The 18,863-nt window shown below is 68.5% G+C and carries 17 protein-coding genes and 1 tRNA gene; 12 read left to right on the top strand and 6 right to left on the bottom strand.

Annotated elements, in window-relative coordinates; genetic code table 11:
- Positions 1 to 55: 55 nt before the first annotated feature.
- Positions 56 to 820 carry an adenylate/guanylate cyclase domain-containing protein gene (locus IG65_RS0120795; RefSeq protein WP_036525326.1) on the top strand — a complete coding sequence of 255 codons (765 nt, stop codon included), beginning with the start codon at positions 56 to 58 and terminating at the stop codon, positions 818 to 820.
- 12 nt (positions 821 to 832) lie between these two features.
- On the opposite strand, the gene IG65_RS38580 is transcribed toward IG65_RS0120795, so the two are convergent.
- Positions 833 to 985, bottom strand: a complete 153-nt coding sequence (locus tag IG65_RS38580; RefSeq protein ID WP_167332006.1) for a hypothetical protein — start codon at positions 983 to 985, stop codon at positions 833 to 835.
- A gap of 269 nt (positions 986 to 1,254) precedes the next feature.
- Here IG65_RS38580 and IG65_RS0120785 point away from each other — a divergent pair, with 269 nt between their 5' ends.
- The 9 genes from IG65_RS0120785 to IG65_RS0120745 all read left to right on the top strand — a co-directional run bounded on the left by IG65_RS0120785 (position 1,255) and on the right by IG65_RS0120745 (position 10,837).
- Entirely contained in the window at positions 1,255 to 2,970 is a 1,716-nt protein-coding gene (locus IG65_RS0120785; protein ID WP_030516611.1) for an acyclic terpene utilization AtuA family protein, read from the top strand.
- Positions 2,967 to 4,118, top strand: coding sequence for an acyl-CoA dehydrogenase family protein (locus IG65_RS0120780; RefSeq protein WP_030516610.1), 1,152 nt, complete (start codon positions 2,967 to 2,969; stop codon positions 4,116 to 4,118). Before IG65_RS0120785 ends, IG65_RS0120780 begins: the two co-directional genes overlap by 4 nt.
- A gap of 59 nt (positions 4,119 to 4,177) precedes the next feature.
- On the top strand, positions 4,178 to 5,719 hold the full coding sequence (locus tag IG65_RS0120775; protein ID WP_369801573.1) for an acyl-CoA carboxylase subunit beta: 1,542 nt from the start codon (positions 4,178 to 4,180) through the stop codon (positions 5,717 to 5,719).
- Positions 5,720 to 5,727: 8 nt separating this feature from the next.
- Entirely contained in the window at positions 5,728 to 7,749 is a 2,022-nt protein-coding gene (locus IG65_RS0120770; protein WP_036525303.1) for a biotin carboxylase N-terminal domain-containing protein, read from the top strand.
- A gap of 23 nt (positions 7,750 to 7,772) precedes the next feature.
- The gene (locus IG65_RS0120765; protein ID WP_030516607.1) at positions 7,773 to 8,933 is read left to right on the top strand and encodes an acyl-CoA dehydrogenase family protein; all 1,161 of its coding nucleotides are present in this window, start codon (positions 7,773 to 7,775) and stop codon (positions 8,931 to 8,933) included.
- Between the two features lie 112 nt (positions 8,934 to 9,045).
- On the top strand, positions 9,046 to 9,834 hold the full coding sequence (locus IG65_RS0120760; RefSeq protein WP_030516606.1) for an enoyl-CoA hydratase family protein: 789 nt from the start codon (positions 9,046 to 9,048) through the stop codon (positions 9,832 to 9,834).
- A gap of 7 nt (positions 9,835 to 9,841) precedes the next feature.
- Positions 9,842 to 10,456 carry a TetR/AcrR family transcriptional regulator gene (locus IG65_RS0120755; protein ID WP_030516605.1) on the top strand — a complete coding sequence of 205 codons (615 nt, stop codon included), beginning with the start codon at positions 9,842 to 9,844 and terminating at the stop codon, positions 10,454 to 10,456.
- Positions 10,457 to 10,540: 84 nt separating this feature from the next.
- A complete protein-coding gene (locus IG65_RS38575) occupies positions 10,541 to 10,678 on the top strand; it encodes a hypothetical protein (RefSeq protein WP_167355071.1) in 138 nt (45 codons plus the stop codon).
- An 86-nt stretch (positions 10,679 to 10,764) separates the two neighbouring features.
- Positions 10,765 to 10,837 (top strand) — tRNA-Glu (locus IG65_RS0120745).
- Between the two features lie 78 nt (positions 10,838 to 10,915).
- On the opposite strand, the gene IG65_RS0120740 is transcribed toward IG65_RS0120745, so the two are convergent.
- The 3 genes from IG65_RS0120740 to thiD all read right to left on the bottom strand — a co-directional run bounded on the left by IG65_RS0120740 (position 10,916) and on the right by thiD (position 15,102).
- The gene (locus IG65_RS0120740; RefSeq protein WP_051756584.1) at positions 10,916 to 12,853 is read right to left on the bottom strand and encodes a glycosyltransferase family 39 protein; all 1,938 of its coding nucleotides are present in this window, start codon (positions 12,851 to 12,853) and stop codon (positions 10,916 to 10,918) included.
- A 20-nt stretch (positions 12,854 to 12,873) separates the two neighbouring features.
- Positions 12,874 to 14,145: a bifunctional glycosyltransferase family 2/GtrA family protein gene (locus tag IG65_RS0120735; RefSeq protein ID WP_231509323.1), complete on the bottom strand. Its 1,272-nt coding sequence runs from the start codon at positions 14,143 to 14,145 to the stop codon at positions 12,874 to 12,876.
- 111 nt (positions 14,146 to 14,256) lie between these two features.
- The gene (gene thiD, locus IG65_RS0120730) at positions 14,257 to 15,102 is read right to left on the bottom strand and encodes a bifunctional hydroxymethylpyrimidine kinase/phosphomethylpyrimidine kinase (protein WP_030516602.1); all 846 of its coding nucleotides are present in this window, start codon (positions 15,100 to 15,102) and stop codon (positions 14,257 to 14,259) included.
- A 146-nt stretch (positions 15,103 to 15,248) separates the two neighbouring features.
- Between thiD and IG65_RS38570 the strand changes: the two genes are divergently transcribed.
- Positions 15,249 to 15,386, top strand: a complete 138-nt coding sequence (locus IG65_RS38570) for a hypothetical protein (RefSeq protein ID WP_169812419.1) — start codon at positions 15,249 to 15,251, stop codon at positions 15,384 to 15,386.
- A gap of 47 nt (positions 15,387 to 15,433) precedes the next feature.
- On the opposite strand, the gene IG65_RS0120715 is transcribed toward IG65_RS38570, so the two are convergent.
- Complete coding sequence (locus IG65_RS0120715; protein WP_030516601.1) at positions 15,434 to 16,567, bottom strand: epoxide hydrolase family protein; 1,134 nt, start codon at positions 16,565 to 16,567, stop codon at positions 15,434 to 15,436.
- Between the two features lie 86 nt (positions 16,568 to 16,653).
- On the opposite strand from IG65_RS0120715, the gene IG65_RS0120710 reads away from it, so the two are divergent.
- Positions 16,654 to 17,301, top strand: coding sequence for a TetR/AcrR family transcriptional regulator (locus tag IG65_RS0120710; protein WP_030516600.1), 648 nt, complete (start codon positions 16,654 to 16,656; stop codon positions 17,299 to 17,301).
- Between the two features lie 9 nt (positions 17,302 to 17,310).
- Here the strand turns inward: IG65_RS0120710 and IG65_RS0120705 are convergent, their stop codons facing one another.
- Positions 17,311 to 18,750, bottom strand: coding sequence for an FAD-dependent monooxygenase (locus tag IG65_RS0120705; protein ID WP_051756556.1), 1,440 nt, complete (start codon positions 18,748 to 18,750; stop codon positions 17,311 to 17,313).
- Between the last annotated feature and the right edge of the window lie 113 nt (positions 18,751 to 18,863).

Below are 18,863 nucleotides of genomic sequence, written 5' to 3'. Positions count from 1 at the left end.
GGAATCTCGGCTGCGGTCGTTCGGCCGGCGTCGAACCGGTCAGCTGTCCTCGTTGATGGCCGCGGCCAATCAGCGGGCCGACGTCATCGGCGTGATTCGCAAGGCGCGTGAGAGCCTGCCCGGCGATCCCGCATTCGGCGACCCGCTGTCGCTGTCCGGCCCCGGCGGCGCGCGGGCGGTGGCTCGCGCGGCCGACAAGATCGTGGGTGACAATCCCAGCGCGGCCAAGGAGCTGGGGCTGGGCGCGCTGCAGGTCTGGCAGGCGATGCTGGAGCGTGTCGGCCGCGGTAAGGGCAATGCGGAGATCACGGTGGTCTTCACCGACCTCGTCGCGTTCTCCCGCTGGTCGCTGTCTGCCGGTGACGAGGCGACGCTGGAGCTGTTGCGGCGGGTGGCGAGGGCCATCGAACCGCCGATCGTCGATCGGGGCGGTCAGGTCGTCAAGCGCATGGGCGACGGCGTGATGGCGGTCTTCGCCTCCCCGGACAGTGCCGTGCGCGCGGTGCTGACCGCGAAGAAGAATCTGGACCGGGTCGAGGTGGCGGGGTATCGGCCGCGCATGCGGGCGGGCCTGCACACCGGGACGCCGCGCGAGATCGGCGGCGACTGGCTGGGCGTGGACGTCACCATCGCCGCGCGAGTGATGGAAGCCGGCGGCAACGGCAACACGATGATCTCGGAGACCACGCTCGAAGCGCTGGAGCCGAGCACACTCGAGGAACTCGAGGTCGCGGCCAAGCCCTATCGGCGCAGTATGTTCGCCGCACCGCTCAACGGCGTTCCGGAGGGGATGCGCATCTTCCGGCTCGCCGGAGACTAGACGCCGGGCGGTCTACCACCAGGTGACCACGCCGACGACCGCGAGGACCGCGCAGACGCCCAGCATCACCGACAGCACCCGAGAGTTCTTCCACATGGTGAAGGCGCCGCCGACCAGGAATCCGGCCACGGCCAGCAGGAGTACGACGATCACGGAATTGGACACCCTGCCATCTTGCCCGGCGGCTCGCGGACCTCGGACACCGGCCGGTTCCGCCGGTTCGCGGTAGCCGCCGGGCGAGCCGGCGGTCCGGGGCGCGGTGTACCCGATCGGGCCACGTTCGGACCGGTGGCGCGGCGTCGCACCGTGTCTACCTGCGGTTTCCGCAATTAACAAGCACGCAGGCTTGATTTTTTCCATACCCGATGTGACCCTTGAACCCGACGCAGCGAAGGCGCTGCGGCAGGCACGTCGCATGAGGAGGCGCCGCGCAGATGACGAGTCTCGGCGCCGACCCGGAGGTCCTCCGGATCGGCAACTGTTCCGGCTTCTACGGCGACCGGTTGAGCGCGATGCGCGAGATGCTCGAGGGCGGGCAACTCGACGTGCTCACCGGTGACTATCTCGCCGAACTGACCATGCTGATCCTCGGCCGCGACCGGATGAAGGATCCGGCCCTCGGCTATGCCAAGACCTTCGTGCGGCAACTCGAGGACTGCATGGGCCTGGCTCTCGAACGCGGCGTGCGCATCGTCGCGAACGCGGGCGGACTCAATCCGGCCGGATCGGCGCAGCGGGTCGCCGAGGTGGCCGGCAAGCTCGGCCTCACACCGAAGATCGCCTACGTCGAAGGTGACGACCTGTTGGCGCGCGCCCAGGAACTGGGCTTGGGCGCACCGCTCACCGCCAACGCCTACCTCGGCGCGTGGGGTATCGCCGAGGCGCTGAACGCGGGGGCCGATATCGTCGTCACCGGTCGGGTCACCGACGCCTCCGTGGTGGTCGGACCGGCGGCCGCCCACTTCGGCTGGGCCCGAGACGATTTCGACGCCCTCGCCGGTGCGGTGGTCGCCGGGCACGTCATCGAATGCGGCACCCAGGCCACCGGCGGCAACTTCGCGTTCTTCACCGAGATCGAGAATCTCGACCGGCCCGGCTTCCCGATCGCCGAGGTACGCCGCGACGGCAGCAGCGTCATCACCAAACACGCGAACACCGGTGGCGCGGTCACCGTCGACACCGTCGAAGCGCAGCTGATGTACGAGATCCAGAGCGCGCGCTACGCCGGACCCGACGCCACGGCACGCCTCGACAGCATCCGGCTCGCCGCCGACGGTGACGACCGCGTGCTGATCAGCGGCGTGACCGGTGAGGCGCCGCCGCCGCGGCTGAAGGTCTCGCTGAACACCCTGGGCGGCTTCCGCAACGAGATGACGTTCGTGCTGACCGGACTCGACATCGAGGCCAAAGCCGCACTGGCGCAACGGCAGTTGGAAAGCTGGCTGCCGGTGCGCCCGGCCGAACTCGACTGGTCGCTGTCGCGGCTGGACCGTCCCGACGCCGAGACCGAGGAACAGGCCAGCGCGCTGCTGCGCTGCGTGGTCCGCGATCCCGACCCGAACAAGGTGGGACGCGCGTTCTCCAGCGTCGCAGTCGAATTGGCACTGGCCAGCTATCCCGGCTTCACGATGACCACACCGCCCGGAAACGGTGCGCCCTACGGCGTCTACACCGCGGGCTATGTCGACGCGGCCGAGGTCGCGCACACCGCGGTGCTCCCCGACGGCTCGCGCGTGGCGATCGCCCCGCCCGCGCAGACCCGGGAACTGGACGAGGTGGCCGAACCCGAGCTGCCGCAGCCCCTGCCCGCCGGTGAAACCCGCCGGGTCCCACTGGGTTCCATCGCTCTCGCCCGCAGCGGTGACAAGGGCGGAAACGCCAATATCGGGGTTTGGGTACGCACCGACGACCAGTGGCGCTGGCTGGTGCACACCCTCACCGTCGACACGCTGCGGGCGCTGCTGCCGGAGACCGCGAAGCTCACCGTCACCCGGCACGTCCTGCCGAATCTGCGAGCGGTGAACTTCATCGTCGAGGACCTGCTCGGTCTCGGCGTCGCCTACCAGGCCCGATTCGATCCGCAAGCCAAGGGACTCGGCGAATGGCTGCGGTCCCGCCACCTCGACATACCTGTGGAGTTACTACCGTGACCAGTGTCTGGGAGACGCCCGAGCGGCGTGAATTACGCACTACCGTACGAGGTTTCGCCGAGCGTGAGGTGCTGCCCTTCCTGGACGAGTGGGAGCGGGCCGGCGAGATCCCCCGCGAACTGCACAAGAAGGCGGGCGAGCTCGGACTGCTCGGGATCCAGTTTCCGGAGGCGGTCGGCGGCGCGGGCGGCGACGGCATCGACGCCGCGATCGTGGCCGAGGAGATGCACTACGCCGGCTGCTCGGGCGGACTGTTCGCGTCCCTGTTCACCTGCGGTATCGCGGTGCCGCACATGGCCGCGTCCGGCAACGCCGAACTGATCGAACGCTGGGTCAAGCCCACCCTGGCGGGGGAGAAGATCGGCTCACTGGCCATCACCGAACCCGGTGGCGGTTCCGACGTCGGCCACCTCACCACCAGCGCGGTGCGCGACGGCGACGAGTACGTGGTCAACGGGTGGAAGACCTTCATCACCTCCGGCGTGCGCGCCGACTACGTCGTGACGGCCGTGCGCACGGGCGGGCCCGGCGCCTCCGGTGTCTCGCTGCTGCTGGTGGAGAAGGACCGGCCCGGCTTCACCGTCAGCCGCAAACTGGAGAAGATGGGCTGGCTGGCCTCCGATACCGCCGAACTGTCCTATGTCGACGTACGCGTGCCGGTGTCGAATCTGGTGGGCGCGGAGAACTCCGGATTCGCCCAGATCGCACAGGCTTTCGTCAGCGAGCGGGTGGGGCTGGCGGTGCAGGCCTACGGGCATGCGCAGCGCTGCCTGGATCTGACCCTGCGGTGGTGCCGCGACCGCGAGACCTTCGGCCGTCCGCTCATCAGCCGGCAGGCCGTGCAGAACACGCTGTCGGAGATGGCGCGCCGCATCGACGTCGCCCGCGTCTACACCCGGCACGTGGCCGAACGCGCGGCGGACGGGGAAACCGATCTGATCGCCGAGGTGTGCTTCGCCAAGAACACCGCGGTGGAGACCGCGGAATGGGTTGCCCACCAAGCGGTTCAGCTGTTCGGCGGCCTGGGCTACATGCGCGAATCCGAGGTGGAGCGCCACTACCGCGATGTGCGCATCCTCGGCATCGGCGGCGGCACCAACGAAATCCTGACCAGCCTCGCGGCCAAGCGATTGGGGTACCAATCTTGAGCACTCTCCGTACAGCCATCGACCCGAATTCGGCGGACTACCGCGCCGCCGCCGACGCCATGACCGAGAAATTGGCCGAGGTCGAAGCCGAATACGCCAAGAACATCGCGGGCGGTGGCCCGGACAAGATGGCGCGCCACCGCAAGCGCGGCAAGCTCACCGCGCGCGAGCGCATCGAACTGCTCATCGACGAGGATTCGCCGTTCCTGGAACTGGCGCCGCTGGCCGCCTGGGGCAGCGAATTCCACGTGGGTGCCTCGGTGATCGCCGGAATCGGCATCGTGGAGGGCGTCGAATGCATGATCGTCGCTCCGGATCCGACCGTGCGCGGCGGCACGTCGAATCCGTGGACGCTGCGGAAGAACCTGCGCATGAACGACATCGCGCTGGAGAACCGGCTTCCGGTGATCGGCCTGGTGGAATCCGGCGGCGCCGATCTGCCGACGCAGAAGGAGGTGTTCGTCCCGGGCGGTCGCATGTTCCGCGACCTCACCCGTCTCTCCGCGGCCGGAATCCCCACCATCGCACTGGTTTTCGGCAACTCCACCGCCGGCGGCGCCTACATTCCCGGCATGTCCGACTACACCGTCATGATCAAGGAACGCTCCAAGGTGTTCCTCGGCGGACCGCCGCTGGTCAAGATGGCGACCGGTGAGGAGTCCGACGACGAATCGCTCGGCGGAGCCGAGATGCACGCCCGCACCTCGGGTCTGGCCGACTATCTCGCCGCCGACGAACAGGACGCCATCCGGATCGGCCGTTCCATCGTGCGACGGCTGAACTGGCGCAAGACCGGACCCGCCCCGCGCCCGCGTGCCGAGGTGATCGAACCGCTCTACGATTCCGAGGAACTGCTCGGCATCGTGCCCACCGACCTGAAGATTCCGTTCGACCCGCGCGAGGTCATCGCCCGGGTGGTGGACGGATCCGATTTCGACGAGTTCAAACCGCTCTACGGTTCCAGCCTGGTGACCGGCTGGGCGGAGCTGCACGGCTACCCGGTGGGCATTCTCGCCAACGCCCGCGGCGTGCTGTTCTCCGAGGAGGCGCAGAAGGCCGCGCAGTTCATCCAGCTGGCGAATCAGTCGAACACCCCACTGCTGTTCTTGCACAACACCACCGGCTACATGGTGGGTAAGGAATACGAGCAGAAGGGCATCATCAAACACGGCGCGATGATGATCAACGCCGTCTCCAATTCGAAGGTGCCGCATATCTCGCTGCTGATGGGCGCCTCCTACGGGGCCGGGCACTACGGCATGTGCGGGCGCGCCTACGATCCGCGCTTCGTCTTCGCCTGGCCCAGTGCGAAATCCGCCGTCATGGGCGGTGCGCAGCTGGCGGGCGTGATCTCCATCGTGGGCCGGGCCGCCGCCGAAGCACGCGGCCAGGCGTTCGACGAGGAGGCCGACAAGGGCATGCGCGCGATGATCGAGGCCCAGATCGAGGCCGAATCGCTGCCGATGTTCATGTCGGGCCGGCTCTACGACGACGGTGTCATCGACCCCCGCGACACCCGCACGGTATTGGGAATGGCGTTGTCGGCCATCCACAATGCCCCGATCAAGGGCGCCGAGGGCTTCGGCGTCTTCCGGATGTGAGGTCTGAGATGACAGTAGGGCCGATCACGAACGTCCTGGTCGCCAACCGCGGGGAGATCGCCCGTCGGGTGTTCGCGACCTGCCGGCGTATGGGCGTCGCCTCGACCGCGGTGTATTCCGACGCGGACGCGAACGCACCGCATGTGGCCGAGGCCGATGCGGCGATCCGGCTGCCCGGCAACACCCCCGCCGAGACCTACCTGCGCGGCGATCTGATCATCGAGGCCGCCCGTGCCGCGGGCGCCGATGCGATCCATCCCGGCTACGGATTCCTCTCCGAGAACGCGGAATTCGCGCGTCAGGTGATCGATGCCGGCCTGGCATGGGTGGGCCCGCCGGTCGCGGCCATCGAGCAGATGGGTTCGAAGGTCGAATCCAAGAAGATGATGGACGCCGCGGGCGTTCCGGTGCTGGCCGAACTCGATCCGGCCGAGGTCACCGCGGACATGCTGCCCGTGCTGATCAAGGCGTCGGCCGGAGGTGGCGGGCGCGGTATGCGGGTGGTCCGCTCGCAGGCGGACCTGCCGGAACAGCTCGAGGCCGCCCGGCGCGAGGCCGAATCGGCCTTCGGCGATCCGACGGTGTTCTGCGAGCGCTACCTGGAAACCGGCCGCCATATCGAGGTGCAGGTGATGGCCGACACCCACGGCCGGGTCTGGGCGGTGGGCGAGCGCGAATGTTCCATTCAGCGGCGGCATCAGAAGGTCGTCGAGGAAGCGCCGTCGCCGCTGGTGGAGCGGGTCGACGGGATGCGGGAGCGGTTGTTCGAGGCGGCTCGCCTCGCCGCCGAGGCGATCGGCTACGAGGGTGCGGGCACGGTCGAATTCCTCGCCGACGAGCAGGGCGATTTCTTCTTCCTGGAGATGAACACCCGCCTGCAGGTGGAACATCCGGTCACCGAATGCACCACCGGCCTGGATCTGGTCCGGCTGCAGCTGCAGGTGGCGCAGGGCTACCGACTGCCGCAGGAGCCGCCGCCGCTGCGCGGCCACTCCATCGAGGTGCGGCTGTACGCGGAGGATCCGGCGCACGACTGGCAGCCGCAGAGCGGCGCGGTGCGTCGGATCGAATTCGCCCCGGGCACAGCCGAATTCGCCGTGCTGTCCGAGCCCGGTCTGCGGCTGGACTCCGGTGTGGTGGACGGTTCGGCGGTCGGGGTGTTCTACGACCCGATGCTGGCCAAGGTCATCTCCTACGCCGACACCCGCGAAGAAGCGGCGCATCTGCTGGCGGCCGCGTTGCAGCGGGCCCGCATTCACGGTCTGGTCACCAACCGCGACCTGCTGGTCCGGGTACTGCGGCATCCGGCCTTCCTCGCCGGTGATACCGATACCGCGTTCTTCGCCACGCACGGACTGGAAAATCTTGCCGCGCCGCTGATTTCGGCCGACGACGAGGCGCTGTCCATCGTCGCGGCGGCGCTGGCCGACGCGGCCGCCAACCGAGCGCGAGCGCGCGTCGGCGCGGCGCTGCCCAGCGGATGGCGCAATCTGCCCTCGCAGGCGCAGAGCAAGTCCTACGAGAGCCGGGTGTCGGGGACGCACGAGGTGCGCTACCGCCTGACCCGCTCCGGGCTCGAGGTCGAGGGCCGTGCGGGTCTCGAACTGATCGAGGCCACACCGGATGTCGTGGTCCTGGGTGTGCCCGGCGAGCGTGGCTCGGTGCGGCGACGGTTCGAGGTCGCTCGCTACGGCGACCTGGTGGCCGTCGATTCGCCGCTCGGCCCGGTCGCGGTGCGCCGGCTCCCGCGCTTCTCGGACCCGGCCGACCAGGTCGCCGAGGGGTCGTTGCTGGCGCCGATGCCGGGTTCGGTGATCCGGCTGGGCGCCGAGGTTGGCGCCGCCGTCGAGAAGGGACAGCCGATTCTCTGGCTCGAGGCCATGAAGATGGAACACACCATCGCCGCCCCGGCGGCCGGTGTGCTCACCGAACTGAATGTGGTTGCCGGACAACAGGTCGACGTCGGCGCTGTGCTGGCGGTCGTCCACGCCGAAACCACCTCCGCACCGGCCGAAGTCACCGCCGGATAGCCGCCCACAACAGGAGAATTTCCATGAGTTTCATCGAAACCGACGAACAGAAGCAGTTGCGGGCGGCCGTCGCCAAGCTCGCCGCGAAGTACAACTACCGCGACTACGTCTCCGCGAAGGCGCGCCGCAACGAACCGCTGGACGAATTGTGGGACGAGGCCGGCAAACTCGGCTTCCTCGGCGTGAACCTGCCGGAGGAGTACGGCGGCGGTGGCGCCGGAATCTACGAGCTGGCGCTGGTGATGGAGGAACTGGCCGCTCAGGGCGCCGGCCTGCTGCTGATGGTGGTCTCGCCCGCGATCTGCGGCACCATCATCACCAAGTACGGCACCGAGGAGCAGAAGCAGTACTGGCTGACCAAGCTGGCCGACGGCTCGTCGAAGATGGTGTTCGGCATCACCGAACCCGATGCCGGCTCCAACTCGCACAACATCACCACCACCGCGCGGCGCGACGGCGGTGACTGGATCCTGAACGGCCGCAAGATCTTCATCTCCGGTGTGGATCAGGCCGAGGCGGTGCTGATCGTCTCGCGCACCGAGGATTCCAAGACCGGCAAGTTGAAGCCGGCCCTGTTCATCGTCCCGACCGATACTCCCGGCTTCCAGAAGAACCGCCAGGAGATGGACATCATCGAGCCGGACAACCAGTTCACACTGTTCCTCGACGATGTGCGGCTGCCCGGCAGCGCGCTGGTGGGCCAGGAGGACGCCGCCATCGCACAGCTGTTCGCCGGTCTGAATCCCGAGCGCATCATGGGTGCGGCGATGGCGGTCGGCATGGGCCGCTACGCCATCGACCGGGCCGTCGAATACGCCCGGGAGCGGCAGGTCTGGAAGACGCCGATCGCGGCGCACCAGGGCATTTCGCATCCGCTGGCCCAGGTGAAGATCGAACTCGAACTGGCCAAGCTGATGATGCAGAAGGCCGCGGTCCTCTACGATTCCGGCGACGATTTCGGTGCCGCGGAGGCTGCCAACATGGCGAAATACGCTGCGGCGGAGGCGAGTATCAAGGCCCTGGATCAGTCCATCCAGACGCACGGTGGTTCGGGCCTGACCGCGGATATCGGTCTCGCGGGCATGCTCGGCGCGGCCCGGATCGCGCGGGTTGCGCCGGTGAGCCGGGAAATGATCCTGAACTTCGTCTCCCAGCATTCGCTGGGTCTGCCGAAGTCGTACTGAGCGGTGACCCGGCCGGGCCGCCCCTGCGCGGCCCGGCCGGAGCACACCGACCCGAACCGGACGAGGAGGAATGCACGTGAGCGAAACCCCCGGCACCGAAACCGGCACCGAGATCACCGAAACCGGCGGCACCGAAACGCCTTTCGTGCGGTACGAGGTGCGCGACGGCTTCGCAGTGCTCACGCTGGATTCACCGCACAATCGGAATGCGTTGTCCTCGAAGCTGGTTCGGGAGCTGCTCGACGGACTGCGCAAGGCCGGCGCCGACGAGCAGGCCCGCGGGGTGATCCTCACCCACACCGGTAATACGTTCTGCGCCGGCGCGGATCTCAAGGAGGCGCTCGACGCCGATCCGGCCGCGGCCGCCGATATCCGCACCGGGTGGATGATCGACGTGCTGCGCGGCATCGTCGAACTGCACAAACCGGTGGTCGCGCAGGTCGACGGCAATGTGCGTGCGGGTGGGATGGGCATCGTCGGCGCCAGCGATATCGCGGTCGCCGGACCGTCGAGCAGTTTCGCGCTCACCGAGGCGCGGCTGGGCCTGGCGCCGTTCATGATCTCGCTCACACTGCTGCCGCGGCTGACCTCCCGGGCCGCCGCCCGCTACTACCAGACCGGAGAGACCTTCGACGCGGCCGAGGCCGAGCGGATCGGGTTGATCACCGTCGCGGCCGCCGATGCCGCCGCCGAGGTGGCCCGCCTGTGTGGCGAACTGCGCAAGGGGTCCCCGCAGGGGCTGGCCGAAAGTAAGCGGCTGGTGAATGCGTCCATCGTCGCGGAATTCGATCGCACCGCCGATGAGCTGGCCAAACGTTCCGGCAGCTTCTTCGGCACACCCGAGGTGATCGAGGGGATGACGGCCTTCTTCCAGCGTCGCCCACCCAGCTGGGCAGAATGAACCGATCATGACCGCATCGCACGAACCCAAGCAGGACCGCAGCCGGGCCACCCGTCAGCGATTGCTCGAGGCGACCATCGACTGTCTGGCCGAAATGGGCTGGGCGGCGGCCACTGTCGCGGTGGTCGCCGAACGGGCCGGGGTCTCGCGCGGGGCGGCCCAACATCATTTCCCCACCCGGGAGGATTTGATCACCGCCGCCCTCGAGTACATGTTCGACACCCGGATGGCGCAGTCCAAGGCCGAGGCGGCGACCGTGACCGAGGTGGCGCAGGGCGTCGGCCGCACCGAGGCGGTGGTGGCGCAGCTGGTCGAGTCCTATACGACTCCGCTGTTCAAGGCGGCGCTGCAGGTGTGGACCCACGCCGCGGCGGATCCGGTGTTGCGCGAACGCATCGTGCCGCTGGAGGCCCACTTCGGCCGCATCTCGCATCGCCTGGCCGTCGAGGCCCTCGGCGTCGACGATTCCGACCCGGTCGCCCACCACCTCGTGCAGGCCACCCTCGACATGGCGCGCGGACTCGGCCTGGCCGACGTTCTGACCGACGACTCGGTCCGGCGCAAACAGATCGTGCATCAATGGGCGGCGACCCTGCACATGGGGTTGCACACCCCGCACTGACCCATGCCCGCCGGTGGGAACAGCGCCGCGCCGCGCTACCGTAACCGGACAAATTCATCGGATATCGAGCGAGGGGAATCGATCATGGATTCGGGTTCTGCGGCAGCTCTGGAAGGTATTCGGCAGGGATATCTCAACGGCGACCCGGTGGCGACCGCGCTGTTCATCCCGTTGTTCTTCATTGCCGGAATCTTCGGACTCATCCAGGGCAAGCCGTTCTGAGATCGACGGTATGTGAACACCGGATTTGGTGCCGCCGCCCGGGACCGATAAGCTGACCGGGCTCCGGTTCCCGGAGCGAAGTTCTCGGCCCCGTCGTCTAGCGGCCTAGGACGCCGCCCTCTCAAGGCGGTAGCGCGGGTTCAAATCCCGTCGGGGCTACAACAACGCGATGCCCGCCCTCTTTCGAGGGCGGGCATTGTCGTTTCCGGGAGCACATGTCGTTCGGGGTCGGCTCGCTCATCGCGGCGCGGTCAGGTCGTAGATCGTCACCCCGTCCACGTTCTGTGCGGTGAAATGTTGCCGCACCCAGTCGGTGATCCGCGCCGCCGTCGAATCCGCCGCACCGTCGCCCGGCCCGCGATCCGCACCGTCGACGAAGTAGTGGATATCCAGCGCCGCCACGTGGTCGCGGAACTGGTCCAGGGTCGGGGCGGGATCGCTGCCGTTGAATCCGCCGATCGCCATGACCGGCAGTTCGGTGGCGAGCTGGTATCCGGCCGCCCGGTTCGAGCTCACCGTGGCCGCGACCCATTCGTAGGCCTCGCCGTCGCGGTCCAGCAGGGCGGTCAACTTCTCGCTCGGTGTGCTGACCTGCATCGCGTTGCCGCCCGGGTTGTCGCGTCCCCAGGGGCCCGCGGCGGGACCGCCCACCCGGCCACCGTGCGTACCCGGTCCGAAACCCTCGGCGCCGGAGTTCTGCCCCCACGGCATCCGCATACCCGCACGAACGTGCATCGGCATCCGAGGCCCGGCACTGGGAATCGGCCCGGTATGCGCGGTCGCGAGGGTGTCGACGGTATAGGCGAGCGGACCTGCGGCGCCGACCAGGCCCGCGGCGATCGCCAGCGCGGCAGCGATCCGCCGCGGCGCCGGCAACAGCAGCGCGACGGTGACCGCGGTCCCGCCGACCAGCACCAGCCATCGCAGCCACGGTACGAATTCGAGGTTGCGCGACAACAACATCCACGCCGTGGCGGTCGTCGTCGCCATCGTCACCGCGGCGGCCGCTCGGACCCAGGGCCGTTCCCGGTGCCGCCACAGCAGCGTCGTCCCCGCACCGACGAGTGCCGCGATCGCCGGGGCCAACGCCACCGTGTAGTACTGGTGGAAGATGCCCCGCATGAAGCTGAACACCAGGGCGGTCACCACCAGCCATCCGCCCCACATCACGAGCGCGGCGCGTTGATGGTCGGTGCGAGAGGCTCTGCCGCGCAGAACGATCGCCGCGCCGAGCAGGATCAGCGCGGCCGGGAGCAGCCAGGCGATCTGACCACCCTGGGCGGGCTGGAACAGCCGGGTCATCCCGCTCTCGCCCCAGAATCCGCCGCCGTGTGAGCCCAGGCTGCCGACCTCGTCGCCGTCGAGCCGGCCCAGGCCGTTGTATCCGAAGGTCAGCTCCAGCACCGAATTATGTTGGGAACCACCGAAATACGGCCGGGAATCGGCCGGCCACAGCTCGGCGAGCAGAATCCACCAGCCGGCGGCGGCGACCATGGCCGCCGCCGCGGCGCCCAGATGCGCGATCCGCTTGCCCAGCCGTGGCGGGCCGGCGATCAGGTAGGTGATCGCGAGGGCGGGGACCACCAGCAGCACCTGCAATTGCTTTGCCAGGAAGCCGAATCCGATGAAGGCGCCGCACAGCACCAGCCACCGCAGCCGCCCGTCCTCGAGCCCGCGAGTCATGGCCCAGCATGCCGCCACCATCAGCAGGACCAGCAGCGCATCCGGATTGTCGAACCGGAACATCAGCGCGGCCACCGGTGTCACGGCGAGCACCGCGCCCGCGAGCAGACCGGCCACCGGCCCGAACGGCCGACGCACCGTCGCCCACAGCAGCGCGACCGCGCCCACGCCCATCAGCACCTGCGGCACGAGCAGGCTCCAACTGGACAGTCCGAACGCCCGTACCGCCAGATCCATCGGCCACAGGGCGGCCGGGGTCTTGTCCACGGTGATCGCGTTCGCGGCATCCGAGGAACCGAAGAGGAATGCCTTCCACGACACCGAACCCGCTTGTGCCGCAGCGGCATAGAAGGAATTCGCCCACCCGTTGGCACTCAGGTTGCACAGGTAGGTGACGGCTGTCGTGAGCAGGAGCGCGGTCAGCGCCGGCCGCTCCCAGCGTGGCCGGTCCGGAGCCGGCGACGGCGGGGCGGCCGACGCGTCCGGGGACATCGGCCGGATGAGGGTGGTGGTCACCGCGGTTCCGTCGAGGCCTGTGCCGTCGCAACGTCCTCGACCGCGATGTCCTCGACGGCGCTGCCGGCGACCGCGTTGCGGAAAACCCAGCGCAGTCCCACGAATCGGGTCAGCGTCGCCACCAGGTTCGCGACCACCAGCACCAGCAGTTCCACGTGCACGGACGCGTCCGGCGCCCAGCGGTGCAGGGCGAACAGCGAACCACTGGTCAGCACCCAGGCGAAGGTGAAGATCAGCAGGCCCTGGAAGTGATGGGAGACCGCGTTGCCCGAGCCGCGCACGCCGAAGGTGAAGGCGCGGTTCGCCGCGGTGTTGGCGACCGCGGTGATCAGCAGGGCGGCGAAGTTCGCGGGCTGGGCGCCCACCACGGCCTGCAACATCACGTACAGAAGCATGTAGGCCAGGGTGGAGAGCACACCGATGATGCCGAAGCGCACCAGCTGCCCGACCATGCCCAGCGGCACCCCGTCCACCAGCGGTTCCCGCCCGATGGCGGCGCGCAGTTCGTTGATCGGCAGCGCGCCGGTGGCCAGGCCGCGGCCCACCCGCCACACGCCGAGCAGATCCTTGCGGGCGGTGTCGACGATGTCCACGCGGCTGTCCGGATCGTCGATCCAGTCCACCGGCACCTCGTGGATGCGCAGCCCGGCGCGTTCGGCGATCACCAGCAGTTCGGTGTCGAAGAACCATTCCCCGTCCTCGACCAGCGGCAGGATCCGGCGCGCCACATCGGTGCGCATCGCCTTGAATCCGCACTGGGCGTCGGAGAACCGGGCCTGCAGCGAGGCTCGCAGAATCAGGTTGTAGCAGCGGGAGATGATCTCACGTTTGGGGCCGCGCACCACCCGCGAGGATTTCGCCAGCCGGGTGCCGATCGCCAGATCGGAATGTCCGGAGACCAGCGGGGCCACCAGCGGCAGCAGGGCGTTGAGGTCGGTGGACAGGTCGACGTCCATATACGCGACGACCTGTGCCTTCGAGGCCTCCCACACCGCACGCAGCGCTCGCCCGCGGCCCTTGCGGTCGAGGTGGACGACCTCGACCTCGGGCAGCTCCTCGGCGAGTGCGCGCGCCACGGCGAGCGTGGAATCGGTGGAGGCGTTGTCCGCCACCGTGATTCGGGTCGAGAACGGAAATCCGTCACGCAGGAAGGCGTGCAGCCGGCGGACACATCCGGCGAGATCGCGCTCCTCGTTGTACACCGGGATCACGACCTCGAGCACCGGTGTGCGCGTCGAGTCGGGGGTGGTGGCCGCCTGGAACGCCATCGCTGTCTCGGTCATGATCCCAATCTCGGGGATCAGCCTTGGGCAGCGCTGCGTCCGACCTGTGAGCTTCCTGGGAGCGAGCAGGTCGTCCGGCCTGGTCGTGGAGCGAATTCAGTTCTCGCGCAGCCGCCACAGCGGCGACACCGGACCGTGGCCGGCGCCGAGGTCGTAGGCATCCTTCAGGCAGCGCGTGGTCCACTCCTTGGCGAAGGCAACCGCCTCCGGCACCCGGTAGCCGTGTGCCAGGGCGCAGGCGGAGGCGGCGGCCAGGGTGTCGCCGCCGCCGTGATCGTTACCGGTCGTGATGCGGGGCGCGGTGAGCTCGTGGAAGCGCTCGCCGTCGAACAGCAGATCGGTGCTGAATTCGGAGGAGCGCAAGTGGCCGCCCTTGACGACGGCCCAGCGCGGGCCGAGTGCGATCAGCGCCTCGGCGGCCTTGCGGGCGGTGCGGTCGTCGGTGACGGCGATGCCGGTGAGCAGCCGCACCTCGTCCAGATTCGGGGTCACCAGCGTGGCGCGCGGAATGAGAACCGAGCGCAGTGCGTCCAGGGCTTCCGCATGCAGCAGTGGGTCGCCGTGCATGGAGGCCGCCACCGGATCGACCACCAACGGCACCGTGCCGTCGCGTCCGATGCCGACCTCGTCGCAGACCTGCGCCACCGCCTCGATGATGGCGGTCGAGGCCAGCATGCCCGTCTTGGCGGCCGCGACCCCGATATCGCCCGTCACCACCCGCACCTGATCGGCGACGGTCTGCGGCGGGATCTCGTGGAAGCCGCTGACCCCCACCGAGTTCTGCACCGTCACCGCGGCCACCGCCACGCAGGCGTGCACCCCCAGCAGTGCCATGGTCCGCGAATCGGCCTGAATTCCGGCCCCGCCCCCGGAGTCGGTTCCGGCGATCGTCAGCACCCGGACCGGCGTAGCACCCGGTTCCGGCAACGGCAGCAGTTTCACGAGACAGACCCTACGACGCGCCGGCACGCGACCGCAGCGTGGTCATCCACGCGGCCGTGCTGATGGCGCATTACGCCGATGCGGGAGTCCGGCGCGTACGGTCGAGCCAACAGGATCATTCGGATCCTGCCAAACAAAGGACCCTCATGTCCGATAAATCTCCGCGCAGCACCATGTCCAAGAAGTCCGGCAAGTCGCTGAAGGAGAAGCGAGCGGAGAAGAAGGCCAAGGGCGTCACCTCATCGGGTGTCGAGACGACGGTCGCGGGGAAGAAGCAGCGGTAGGGCGCCCCGGCTGAGCAGTCGGTACGACTGCTCAGCCGCCGGGGGATTCACCGGACCCGGGCGAAGAACGTCCGGATGTCGCCGACCAGCACCTCCGGTGCCTCGTGCGCGGCGTAGTGTCCGGCCGCGTCGTTGGGTCCGCCGGTCACGGATCCCACGTCGTAGGAATTCCAGCTCACGATGTTCTTGTGATCGCGGTCGGCGAAGCGGCGGATCGACTGGAAATCCCCGGCGAACATGGCCAAGGCGGTGGGGGTGGTGGTCGGCCCGTCCGGATGCGCGGTGGCGTGGGCGTTCTCGTAGTAGAACCGGATCGAGGAGGCCGCGGTGCCGGTGAGCCAGTACAGCGCGATATTGCCGATCACGAATTCCGGATCGAGGCTTTCACCGAAAAGCTGTGCGTTCCAGCCCAAGAGCCCCAGCGGGGAGTCGCTGAGCGCGTAGGCCAGTGTCTGCGGTTGCTGGCTGCACAGGATGTTGAACGCCATCTTGTTGTCATGGAACCACTGCAGGTGCGCCAGCGCCCCCAGGTCCTCTTCGGACAAGCCCTCGAATTCCGCCGGATCGCCGGAGGGGAAGGAGAACAACTGCGTCACGTGCACCCCCACCACGCGATCACCGGCCAGCCGGCCGATCTCCGGGGAGATCATCGACCCGCCGTCGTTGCCGATCGCGCCGAAGCGCTGGTAGCCGAGCCGATCCATCAGCTCCACCCAGGCCCGGGCGGTGCGCTGGGTGTCCCAGCCGGTGCTGCGGGTCGGGCCGGAGAAGCCGAAACCCGGCAGCGACGGCACGACCACGTGGAAGGCCGGATGGTCGGGCGATTCCGGTTCGGTGAGCGCCTCGATCACGTCCAGGTACTCCAGTACCGAACCGGGCCAGCCGTGGGTGAGGATCACCGGCAGGGCATCCGGCCGCGACGAGCGGACGTGCAGGAAGTGGATGTCCTCGCCGTCGATCTCCGCGCGGAACTGGGGATACGCGTTCAGCCGGGCTTCCGTTGCACGCCAGTCGAATTCGTTCAGCCAGTACTCGGCGAGCGCGCGCACCCGATCGCCCGGCACACCGTAGGCGTCACCGACACCGGGCAGCTCGTTCGGCCACAGCGCCCGGCGCAGCCGATCGGCGAGGTCGTCGAGGCGGTCCTGCGGGATGTCGATGTGGAACGGGCGGATGGTCATGATCGTCTCCCTCTGGAACGGAATGTTTCGTTCTGTTTAGACAATATCAGAACGGATCATTCCGTTTCAAGTGCTACGCTGCGATCATGCCGAAATCAGCCGACGCCCCAGCTCACCAGGCGCTTCCCGGCCGCAAGGCGCAGGCCGCGCGCAACGACGGGATCATCCTCGACGCCGCCCGCGCGGTCTTCCTCGCCGATGCGACCGCGCCGATCTCGGCCGTCGCCGAACGGGCCGGGGTGGGGATCAGCGCGCTGTATCGCCGCTATCCGAGTAAGGAGGCGCTGCTGCGCACGCTCTGCTACCAGGGGCTGTGCCGCTACAACGCCGAGGGCGAGGCCGCGCTGGAGTTGCCGGCGGATGCGGACGTGCTGGCGGAATTCCTGCGCCGGGTGGTCGACGCCGATGTGCATTCGCTGACCGTGCGACTGGCCGGCACCTTCACGCCGGACGAATCCTTCGCCCCTCAGGTGCGGCGCTCGGCGGAATTGAACGAGGAGATACTGCGCCGGGCAACGGTTTCCGGCGGCGTGCGCGACGGGGTGACGGTCGCCGACCTGAGCCTGGTGCTGGAGGCGTGCGCGGCGATCGTCCTCCCCGATCCCACCCGGACCACGCAACTACGTCATCGCATGCTCACCCTGCTGCTCGACGGTCTGCGCACTCCGGGCGAACTCCCCGGTCCCGCACCGCAACCCGAGGAGTTCGTCGCGCGCTGGCAGCCCCGGAAGTAGCCGTCGAATTCACCGCAGTGCGGTATTCGCGCCGACCCAGGTGGTGAGCGCCGCGTTCAACCCGTCGGTGGTGGAATCGACTGCGACCCACGCGATATAGCCGTCCGGGCGGATGAGGGTATGCGTGGGTGCCGGAACGGGCCCGAGGCCGGGAACGGTCCATTCGGCGCCCCGATCCTGTGCGCACACGATGTCCACCCGATCCTTCCAGTCGCTGATATCGGGCACCTCGGCTGCGTTGCGCACCAACAGGATCGGCCGCCCCGGGCGCAGCAGTTCATGGACGCGGGCCGGGCCGTCGGCAGTCACGATGTCGGAATCCGGAACACGCCGGCCGCACAGCGGATGGTGGTCACCGCAGTCGTAGCGGATATCGAGCGCGGTGATCATGAGCCCGAGGCGATGACGGACCTCGTCGATCGCGAGGAGGTCGGACATGCTGTCGCGCAACGCGTCCACGTGTGCGCCAGGTCGTGACAGCGCCGTCTGGGCGCGCGTGTTCTGCAGTACCCGTGCGGCGATCGGCCGGCGTTCGGACTCGTAGGTGTCCAGCAGCGCGTCGGAGGCATTGCCGCGCAGGACGGCGGCCAGCTTCCAGCCCAGGTTGGCCGCATCCTGCAGACCCAGATTCTGGCCTTGGCCACCGGCCGGGAAATGGATGTGCGCGGAATCGCCGGCCAGGAACACCCGGCCGACGCGGTAGCGATCGGCCTGCCGGGCGGCATCGCCGTAGTGGGTGACCCACCGCGGGCTGTGCATACCGAAATCGGTGCCGGCGAGTTCGGTGAATGCGTCGCGAAATTCGTCGAAGGTCAACTCGCTGCCCCGCTCGCGCACCCGGTCGTGGCACTGGGCGATCAGCCGGTACCACCCTGGCTCGAACTGGATCACGGAATAGTCGCCGGTCGCGCCCCGGGCGCCGAAGAACAACTCGGCAGGAGGAGCGGCGAGTTCGACATCGGCGATCATTCCCGTCACCGTCGCGTCGGTACCGTCGAAGCCGATGCCCGCGAGCTTGCGCACCGCACTGCGCCCGCCGTCGCAGCCGACCAGGTAAGCGGCGCGGATCCGGCGGGGGTGGGTCCCGCCGACCTCGACCTCCACCCCGGAATCGTCCTGACGAAATCCCGTGACCGGCGAATCCCACTGCACGGGCGCGCCGGCCGCCGTCGCGTGACGGTCCAACTCACGCTCGATCACCGACTGCAACACCGCGAGCGTGTACGGGAAGCGGGTGTGGAAGTCGCTGAAGTCGAGCGGAAGTCCGCCGAAATGCCCCCGCGGCAGAGTGCGTCCCTGACGCAGCAGCTCGTCGAGCAGGCCGCGCTGGTCGAGAATCTCCATGGTGCGCGCGTGAATACCTCCGGCCCGGGATTCGCCGGTGCGGGCCGGCAGCGCGTCCAGCAGTTCCACTTCGACCCCGGCCAGCCGCAGTTCGTACGCCAGCATCAGGCCGGTAGGCCCGCCACCTGCGACGACTACCTCGGTTGTGTGCACGACCCGCTCCTTAACGTTGTTAAATCCTTAACGTCGTTAAGGACACCAGAACGTTGTTAAGCTGT

This window comes from Nocardia sp. NRRL WC-3656, from assembly GCF_000720265.1.
In the GTDB taxonomy this organism is placed as follows: Bacteria; Actinomycetota; Actinomycetes; order Mycobacteriales; family Mycobacteriaceae; genus Nocardia; species Nocardia nova.
This window is presented reverse-complemented; position numbering and strand designations above follow the sequence as displayed.

Bases quoted from the DNA above. Each gene is read 5' to 3' on its own strand.
- IG65_RS0120795 (WP_036525326.1), top strand. From the start codon at position 56: ATGGCCGCGGCCAATCAGCGGGCCGACGTCATCGGCGTGATTCGCAAG.
- IG65_RS0120785 (WP_030516611.1), top strand. From the start codon at position 1,255: ATGACGAGTCTCGGCGCCGACCCGGAGGTCCTCCGGATCGGCAACTGT.
- IG65_RS0120775 (WP_369801573.1), top strand. From the start codon at position 4,178: ATGACCGAGAAATTGGCCGAGGTCGAAGCCGAATACGCCAAGAACATC.
- IG65_RS0120770 (WP_036525303.1), top strand. From the start codon at position 5,728: ATGACAGTAGGGCCGATCACGAACGTCCTGGTCGCCAACCGCGGGGAG.
- IG65_RS0120765 (WP_030516607.1), top strand. From the start codon at position 7,773: ATGAGTTTCATCGAAACCGACGAACAGAAGCAGTTGCGGGCGGCCGTC.
- IG65_RS0120755 (WP_030516605.1), top strand. From the start codon at position 9,842: ATGACCGCATCGCACGAACCCAAGCAGGACCGCAGCCGGGCCACCCGT.
- IG65_RS38575 (WP_167355071.1), top strand. From the start codon at position 10,541: ATGGATTCGGGTTCTGCGGCAGCTCTGGAAGGTATTCGGCAGGGATAT.
- IG65_RS0120740 (WP_051756584.1), bottom strand. From the start codon at position 12,853: ATGTCCCCGGACGCGTCGGCCGCCCCGCCGTCGCCGGCTCCGGACCGG.
- IG65_RS0120735 (WP_231509323.1), bottom strand. From the start codon at position 14,145: ATGGCGTTCCAGGCGGCCACCACCCCCGACTCGACGCGCACACCGGTG.
- IG65_RS38570 (WP_169812419.1), top strand. From the start codon at position 15,249: ATGTCCGATAAATCTCCGCGCAGCACCATGTCCAAGAAGTCCGGCAAG.
- IG65_RS0120715 (WP_030516601.1), bottom strand. From the start codon at position 16,567: ATGACCATCCGCCCGTTCCACATCGACATCCCGCAGGACCGCCTCGAC.
- IG65_RS0120710 (WP_030516600.1), top strand. From the start codon at position 16,654: ATGCCGAAATCAGCCGACGCCCCAGCTCACCAGGCGCTTCCCGGCCGC.
- IG65_RS0120705 (WP_051756556.1), bottom strand. From the start codon at position 18,750: ATGCTGGCGTACGAACTGCGGCTGGCCGGGGTCGAAGTGGAACTGCTG.